Below are 6,487 nucleotides of genomic sequence, written 5' to 3'. Positions count from 1 at the left end.
TCTTCGGTATATTCAATGGTGGGATAGACGCGGCGGTTGGCCTGGCGCAGCATTTGCAGGATGTCGGGTGAGTAGGGTGGGATGGCGAAGTTTGTGGGCAGGTTCGGACATTCTTCTATGGTTGCGGGTTCTGGTACAGGACCTTGTGGAAGCGGCTGACTGCGGGCGACCTGGCAGATGTCGTGGGGGTTGAGGAATGACGCGATGAGGAAGAAGGGGTTGTCGCGGTCGCGTTTCATAAATTCGATGGCGCGAAGGGGCACTTCATCGTCGCGGTTGCCGCAGATGACTTCGAGGCCGCTTTCTTCGGGTGTGGTGCCCGGGACGTGCCATTTGCCCGAGAGGGCGCAATCATAACCCGCGTTGTTGAGGAAGTTGCCGAGGGTTTGGCCTTTGTATTCGGCTTTGATCGGGGTGCCGTTGCTCGTGGCACCGTTTTGATGGGGATAGAGGCCCGTCATATAGCTGGCGCGCTGGGGACCGCACAGAGGATGCGTGCAATAGGCGCGGGTGAAGCGCACGCCGGTTTCGGCGAGGCTGTCCATATTGGGGGTGTGTACGTCGGGGTTGCCCGCGCAGGACATGGCTCCGGCGTATTGCTGATCGGTGATGATGAAGAGGATATTGGGACGGTCTGGCATGAGACATCCTTTTTTGAAAGTGAGCGATAGCTCGATGGTTGAAAAAAATCTGGTTTCACCTATGAGTATGTGGTGCCAAAGGCGCTAACGAAGATGAGAAAATCGGAAAAGTTGATGACACCATCGTCGTTCATATCCATGCGGGCATCGTAATTGGCATCTGATGACGATAATCCAAAAACGCCGGTAAAGGCGAGAAAATCGGAAAAGTCAACGTCGTGGTCGCCATCGAAATCGCCGGAAATGATAGTAACAGTGATCACGGCGTTGGACACATCCAATGAGTCCTGTTGTCCATTGAGGTCGGCCATTAAAGCGGTTTTGACAATGAGCGTTGTTTCTGGTGCAAGGGTGTTGGTCATTTGCAGGTCAATTTGACCGAGATAACCATTGGCTGGTACAGTGGGGGTAGAGATAAGCAGTGCTGATAGGACAGGACGGTCGGGTGTTTGGCGCAGGGTTGCACCTGTAAAACTCGTGCCCGATATGCTGCCGATGTAGTCGGAAAATGTCTTGTCTGGCAGGTCGAGTTCTATTTCGTAACCATAAGTTTGTTTGTCTGCGGCCATTGGAACAAAGAGTTGGAATTGTATCGTATCGCCTGCTGTTTGTTCGGGTATGATCAGTCTGTTGTTCTGTATAGCGGGTGTTTCAATTTGTGTGTCGAGGTGGAGTTGCATGCCTTCAAATTCGCCGATTGTAGGTTCGTTAAAAGAGATGACATTTGTCGTTGTGATTTCGTCGATCAATGCCACGCTTTGAGCAAGTGTAACCATCTTAATGCCAAGGGTAAATGCTTTATCCGTTACATCCACTGCAGTGGTAAATTCCGCGCGTGCTACAAAACCGGATTCCGACAGGGTGACAGGGGTAGCAGATGCGAAGTTTGTGCCAGTCGAGTCTGGTTCTGGAACAACAAAGGCGAACGCACTGTTTTCGGCTTTGTCAAAAGTCAAAATAGCGGGATCAAAGTCGAATATGACTACTACGCCAGCGAGAGGTGTGCTCACACCTTTTGCGAAGACTTCAACGGCAATTTTGGTGCCCTGTCCAGAGACAGTGCCCGAGGTAACGCCCTCATCTGTCTGATTGCCCGGTCCGCCATCGGGAATGAGATCGAGCGATAGCATGGCATTTGCATTGGGACCAGCAGAGGCTTGCCCCACAAAGGCCAGCAATGCAAGGGTGGTAATAAATAGGAATGCTTTTTTGAAAAACATTTGCGACCTCCTTCCTGACTACAGCCGCGGATCCACGGGCTCTGTTTCGAGCGCGAGGACGCCGAAGACGCATTCGTGGATGCGGCGCAGGGGTTCGTTTTTAACGAAGCGGCTGAGGGCTTCGAGGCCCAGGGCAAATTCGCGCAGGGCAAGGGATTGCTTGGTTTTGACATTGCGCCAGCGCAATTTTTCGAGATTTTCGGGGGTGGTGTATTCGGGACCATAGATGATGCGGAGGTATTCGCGTCCTCTGCATTTGATGGCGGGCTGGATCAGCCGGCCTTTTTTATTTTGCGCAATAAAATCTATGGGTTTGACGACCATGCCCTCGCTGCCCTGTGCTGTTTTTTCTTTCCACCAAGCGGTGGTGTTGGCACAACTTTGTGTGTCGTTGAGATCGACGACGCGGTATGATGTGGCATGGAGGAGTTCGGGGTCAGCCAGACACAGCTTTGAGAGGGTTTCCATGTGATAGGTGTGTGGCTGGTTGTGGTGAACGCTTCCTTCTGTGGCGAGGATGTGAAAGGGCGCGAGTTTGAGGTCTGTGAGATTGTGAACGGGCCAGCAGTAGGCGCGGTATGCGTGGATGTAGTGGTCGATGCGTTGTGAACTGGCTCTGTATTTGGCGAGCCAGTCGGCGACGTCGATGTTGTTGGTCGCGGTGGCGTTGAGGGCCTCGATGGTGGCGTTGAGCGAGGCGCGGGCAGAGGCACCGACAGCCGCGTATTGTTCTTGCAATAGTTGTTGTGCGCGCGCAGACCAGGGCATGAGTTCGCAGTCGAGAGCTATCCATGTGGTGTTGAGGTCGTTCCAGAGGTCGGCTTTGGAGACGGCGTTTTGGATGCGGGAAAGGAATGCGGTTTCGAGGGTTGTATCGTCAAAGAAGGGGCGACCTGTTCGGGTATAGCACGCGCCGGGTGCGGGTTCGGATAGGCCAAAACGCGAGTGGGCAACTTCGTCGTCTTTGCACAGGATGACAATGGCGCGGGAGCCCATGTGTTTTTCTTCTGCTATGACCTGAGCGATGTTGTTTTCCCGGTAGTAGGCATAAGCTTCATCGGGGTGTTCGAGGATGTTGGGACGCGAACTGGGTTTTGATGGGGACATGGTCGGCGGCAGGTAGATCAGCCATTTGGGGTCGATGGCGTAGCGGCTCATGATTTCGAGTGCGGCAGTGGCGTGTTCTTCGCGGATGGTGATGCGCGGGATGAGAAAGGTATCTACGGCGCGTTTGCCGCTGACGTCGTCGATGTCGAGCATGTCGTCGTGCGTTTGCTGTGCTGAGCGCGTGGTCTGAGAGGTAAGAGGACGCGAGGGTTTGCTATATGTTTTGAGCGCCGGTACGGAAACGCATTCTTTTTCGGGATAGCGCAGGGCTGTGAGTGCACCGCCATAGACGCAGCCCGTGTCGATGTTGACGGTGTTGTTGAGCCATTCGGGATCGGATACGGGGGTGTGTCCATAGACGACGGTGGCTGTGCCGCGATATCGCGCCGCCCAGTTGAGGCGGATGGGCAGACCAAATTCGTCGGTTTCACCCGTGGTTTCGCCATATAGTGCGAAGGCGCGCACGGTGCCCGAGGTGCGTCCGGCGAGTTCTTCTTTCATTCCGGCGTGTGCAACGATGAGGTTGCCGTTGTCGAGTATGTAGTGGCTGACGAGGCTGTCGAGGAATTTTGCATAGCGTTTGTGGTCTTCAGTGGAATATGATTCGAGCTGTTCGAGGGTTTCGGAAAGGCCATAAGTGGGTCTAACCTTTTTGCCCTGTAGTGCGCGAACGAGGCGCGTGTCGTGATTGCCGGGGATGCAGAGGGCGGTACCGGAATTGACCATTTGCATGACGAGATCGAGCACTTGGGGTGTTTTGGGACCGCGATCTACGAGGTCGCCGAGGAAGATGGCTTTGCGTCCCGGCGGTGGTGCGGTGTGGTCGGGTTGAATGTCGTAGCCGAGTTTGTCGAGTAGCGCAAGGAGTTCGTCGTAACATCCGTGGATATCGCCGATGATGTCAAAGGGACCACATTCGTCGCGGCGGTTGGGCCAAACTTTTTCGCGTGTGACACACACGCGCTGGATTTCCTCTTCTGAGCGCAGGGTGTAGATGCGGCGAAATCCCTCGCGTTTGAGGCGTTTGAGCGAGCGGCGGAGTTGATGGCGTTGTTGCGCGATGACGCGATGCGCAAAGTTGCGTTCTGGGCGGTGTTTGTTGCGTTCGCGGCAGAGGTCTTCGGGCATGTCGAGGACGATGGCGATGGGGAAGACGTGATGTTGTTTGGCCAGTGCGACGAGGGGTTTGCGGGCGCTTTCCTGTACGCTGGTGGCGTCGATAACGGTGAGTTTGTAATTGGCGAGGCGTTTGGCTGCCACGTAGTGGAGGGTTTCAAATGCCTCTTTTGTGATGGTCTGGTCGGTTTCGTCGTCGCTGATGAGTCCGCGGAAGTAGTCGGAGGAGAGGACTTCGGTCGGTTTGAAGTGGGTTTTGGCAAATGTGGATTTGCCAGAGCCAGATACGCCGATGAGGACGACGAGGGAGATTTCGGGGAGTGTGATGTTCATGGTTTATTTGGTATTAAATACGGCCATTTGTGTTGGTGGGCCTGCTTCGGGATCTACGGGTCCGATGGGTTTGATTGTTGTGTGGTAGTTGAATTTTTTTTCTATGCTTTGCGTCCAGTGTTGAAATTGTTTGCGCGACCACTCGAACCGGTGATCGGGATGGCGAAATTGTCCGGCGGGAAGAGATTCCCAGCGCGTGTTGAAGTCGGCATTTGGGGTGGTGATGATGACGGTGTTGGGATGGGCATATTCAAATACGACGCGTTCGAAGACGGGCAGTCGCGATGGGTCGAGGTGTTCGATGACTTCCAGGAGTACTGCGGCGTCATAACCGTCGAGGCGCGTGTCGCGATAAAATAGCGATCCGTGAATGAGTTCGATGCGGTTGCGCTGTATGGGTTGCTCGAGGCGTTTTTTGGCGCGGCTCAAGGCATGGTGTGAAACTTCCATGCCGAGGATTTTGGTGAATTGGGCGCGTTCTGACAGGACTTGTGTGAAGTGGCCTTCACCGCAGCCGAGATCTAGTACGCGTTGTGCGCCGCTGATTTCGAGTTCTTTGAGTACGGCATTGTGCCGTTGCTGGTTTAGTCTGAGGTTGTTTTCGACGACGAGTTCGTTGTCTTTGATATTCCGCTCTAAGGGTTGTTCATCCATGAGGCGAAAAGCTTCCTGGGTGAGGATGCGCTGGTGTCTGAGGTATCGGTCGATGATGAGGTCGCGTTTGGGGTGGTCTGATAACCAGCCTTCGCCGCGGCGCATCAGGGTGTCGATTTCTGACTGGCTGACGAAGTAGTGTTTGTCGTCATCGAGTACGGGGATGAGGACGTAGAGATGGGTGAGCAGGTCTTTTAGTGGGATGTTTGCTTCGAGTGCGACGGTGTAATACGGGCTGTACCCCCATTCTGAGAATTTTTCGTCGAGGTGGTGCGGTTTGGCTGTGACTTTATATCCCAATGGCTGAAACAGGTCGTTGAGCAGTTGGTCGCCACCGCGACACGGTAGAACGTGGATTTCCGCGCGCAAGGGGATGGGCCGGGTGACGAGGTCGGGTCGGTCGGCGCACTGGCCTTTGAGCGCGCTGCCAAATACGCGGGCGATGGCTACGCTGGTGAATGAGGAGGCGACATAGGGCCGGTCTGTGACGTAATCGCGAAGTGCAAAGGTGTTTTGGCGACGGCGTTTGAGGCCAATGGTGTCGAGGTTGAGTAACAGGGCAGCCGTGCATTTTTCATCGGTGGCTTCGGGATAAAATACATGTGCGCGACCAAAAGACAAGTCAAACGTTTGTGCGCGTCCGGGATGTTTGTGTAGCAGGTAGCCCAGGTCGGTTGCGGGGTTGTATGTGGTTGTGATGGTTAAGAGCATGTGAAGTGTGAAGTGATAATAATCCCGTCATCGCGGCATGATTCCCTGCTCAACACCATGCAGGGACATGGCCGAGCCGCGATCCAGAGGTTTTGTTTGTTATTATTGACGTTGTGCATTGGCGTGCTGTTTCAAGATACACATAAAATTATATAAATGATAGTGTTACTTGTGCCTGTGTCTATGTCAGTCTTTTTATGTGGACTGCGATTTGTCGATGGTGTATTTTTACGCGGTGAATTGATGCGCGATGTTGGGTATTTGAAAGGTATTACATTTTTGAAGGGGCGAAAAATGATACGCGAGATCGTGATGGCTGGTATATCCGTTGGAGCGGTGATTGCTCTGGCGTGGTGGATGGATCATCCAAAAAAAGAGGTGGGAAGTCTGTTGGCTGTTGGTGTGTTTGTGGTGATCGTTGTGGTTGCTTTTGTAAAAAATAAGAATCAGGTGACGCGCTATCAAAGGATGAAGCACAAGAGAGATGAGTAAATATAGCGGGGGAATAAGGATTATGTTCAGAAGGTTTGGCAGTGTGTTTGTGATGGTCCTTGTCGCAGGACTGATGTGGCACTGTGGCGGCGAGCGCGTGATGATGGAGGTCGATGAGCAGGTTGGTCAGCCGCTGAGTAAGTTGGCGGTGCAACAGGATGAGTTGGGGGCTGTGGTGGTAGCTTCTGTGCGAGAGGATGACGCGCCCATAAG

Annotated in this window: 6 protein-coding genes; 2 read left to right on the top strand and 4 right to left on the bottom strand. The window is 53.8% G+C overall.

Features of this window, described 5'->3' with window-relative positions; genetic code table 11:
* The 4 genes from OXH16_18905 to OXH16_18890 form a co-directional block, all read right to left on the bottom strand.
* Window positions 1–641, bottom strand: a 641-nt coding sequence (locus tag OXH16_18905) for a sulfatase-like hydrolase/transferase (protein ID MCY3683473.1), incomplete at its 3' end; no start/stop codon positions are given.
* A gap of 59 nt (window positions 642–700) precedes the next feature.
* Window positions 701–1,861, bottom strand: a complete 1,161-nt coding sequence (locus OXH16_18900; GenBank protein MCY3683472.1) for a hypothetical protein — start codon at window positions 1,859–1,861, stop codon at window positions 701–703.
* Between the two features lie 18 nt (window positions 1,862–1,879).
* On the bottom strand, window positions 1,880–4,417 hold the full coding sequence (locus OXH16_18895; protein MCY3683471.1) for a polynucleotide kinase-phosphatase: 2,538 nt from the start codon (window positions 4,415–4,417) through the stop codon (window positions 1,880–1,882).
* 3 nt (window positions 4,418–4,420) lie between these two features.
* Entirely contained in the window at window positions 4,421–5,782 is a 1,362-nt protein-coding gene (locus tag OXH16_18890) for a 3' terminal RNA ribose 2'-O-methyltransferase Hen1 (GenBank protein MCY3683470.1), read from the bottom strand.
* A 183-nt stretch (window positions 5,783–5,965) separates the two neighbouring features.
* Here OXH16_18890 and OXH16_18885 point away from each other — a divergent pair, with 183 nt between their 5' ends.
* A complete protein-coding gene (locus OXH16_18885) occupies window positions 5,966–6,274 on the top strand; it encodes a hypothetical protein (protein MCY3683469.1) in 309 nt (102 codons plus the stop codon).
* Window positions 6,275–6,296: 22 nt separating this feature from the next.
* Window positions 6,297–6,487 (top strand): hypothetical protein (locus OXH16_18880; GenBank protein MCY3683468.1); only part of this gene is annotated, 191 nt, incomplete at its 3' end.

This window comes from Gemmatimonadota bacterium (genome assembly GCA_026705765.1).
Lineage (GTDB): Bacteria > Latescibacterota > UBA2968 > UBA2968 > UBA2968 > VXRD01.
The sequence above is the reverse complement of the archived record's forward strand: the minus strand, read 5'-3'. Positions and strand labels throughout refer to the sequence as shown.

Bases quoted from the DNA above. Each gene is read 5' to 3' on its own strand.
- OXH16_18900 (MCY3683472.1), bottom strand. From the start codon at position 1,861: ATGTTTTTCAAAAAAGCATTCCTATTTATTACCACCCTTGCATTGCTG.
- OXH16_18895 (MCY3683471.1), bottom strand. From the start codon at position 4,417: ATGAACATCACACTCCCCGAAATCTCCCTCGTCGTCCTCATCGGCGTA.
- OXH16_18890 (MCY3683470.1), bottom strand. From the start codon at position 5,782: ATGCTCTTAACCATCACAACCACATACAACCCCGCAACCGACCTGGGC.
- OXH16_18885 (MCY3683469.1), top strand. From the start codon at position 5,966: ATGTCAGTCTTTTTATGTGGACTGCGATTTGTCGATGGTGTATTTTTA.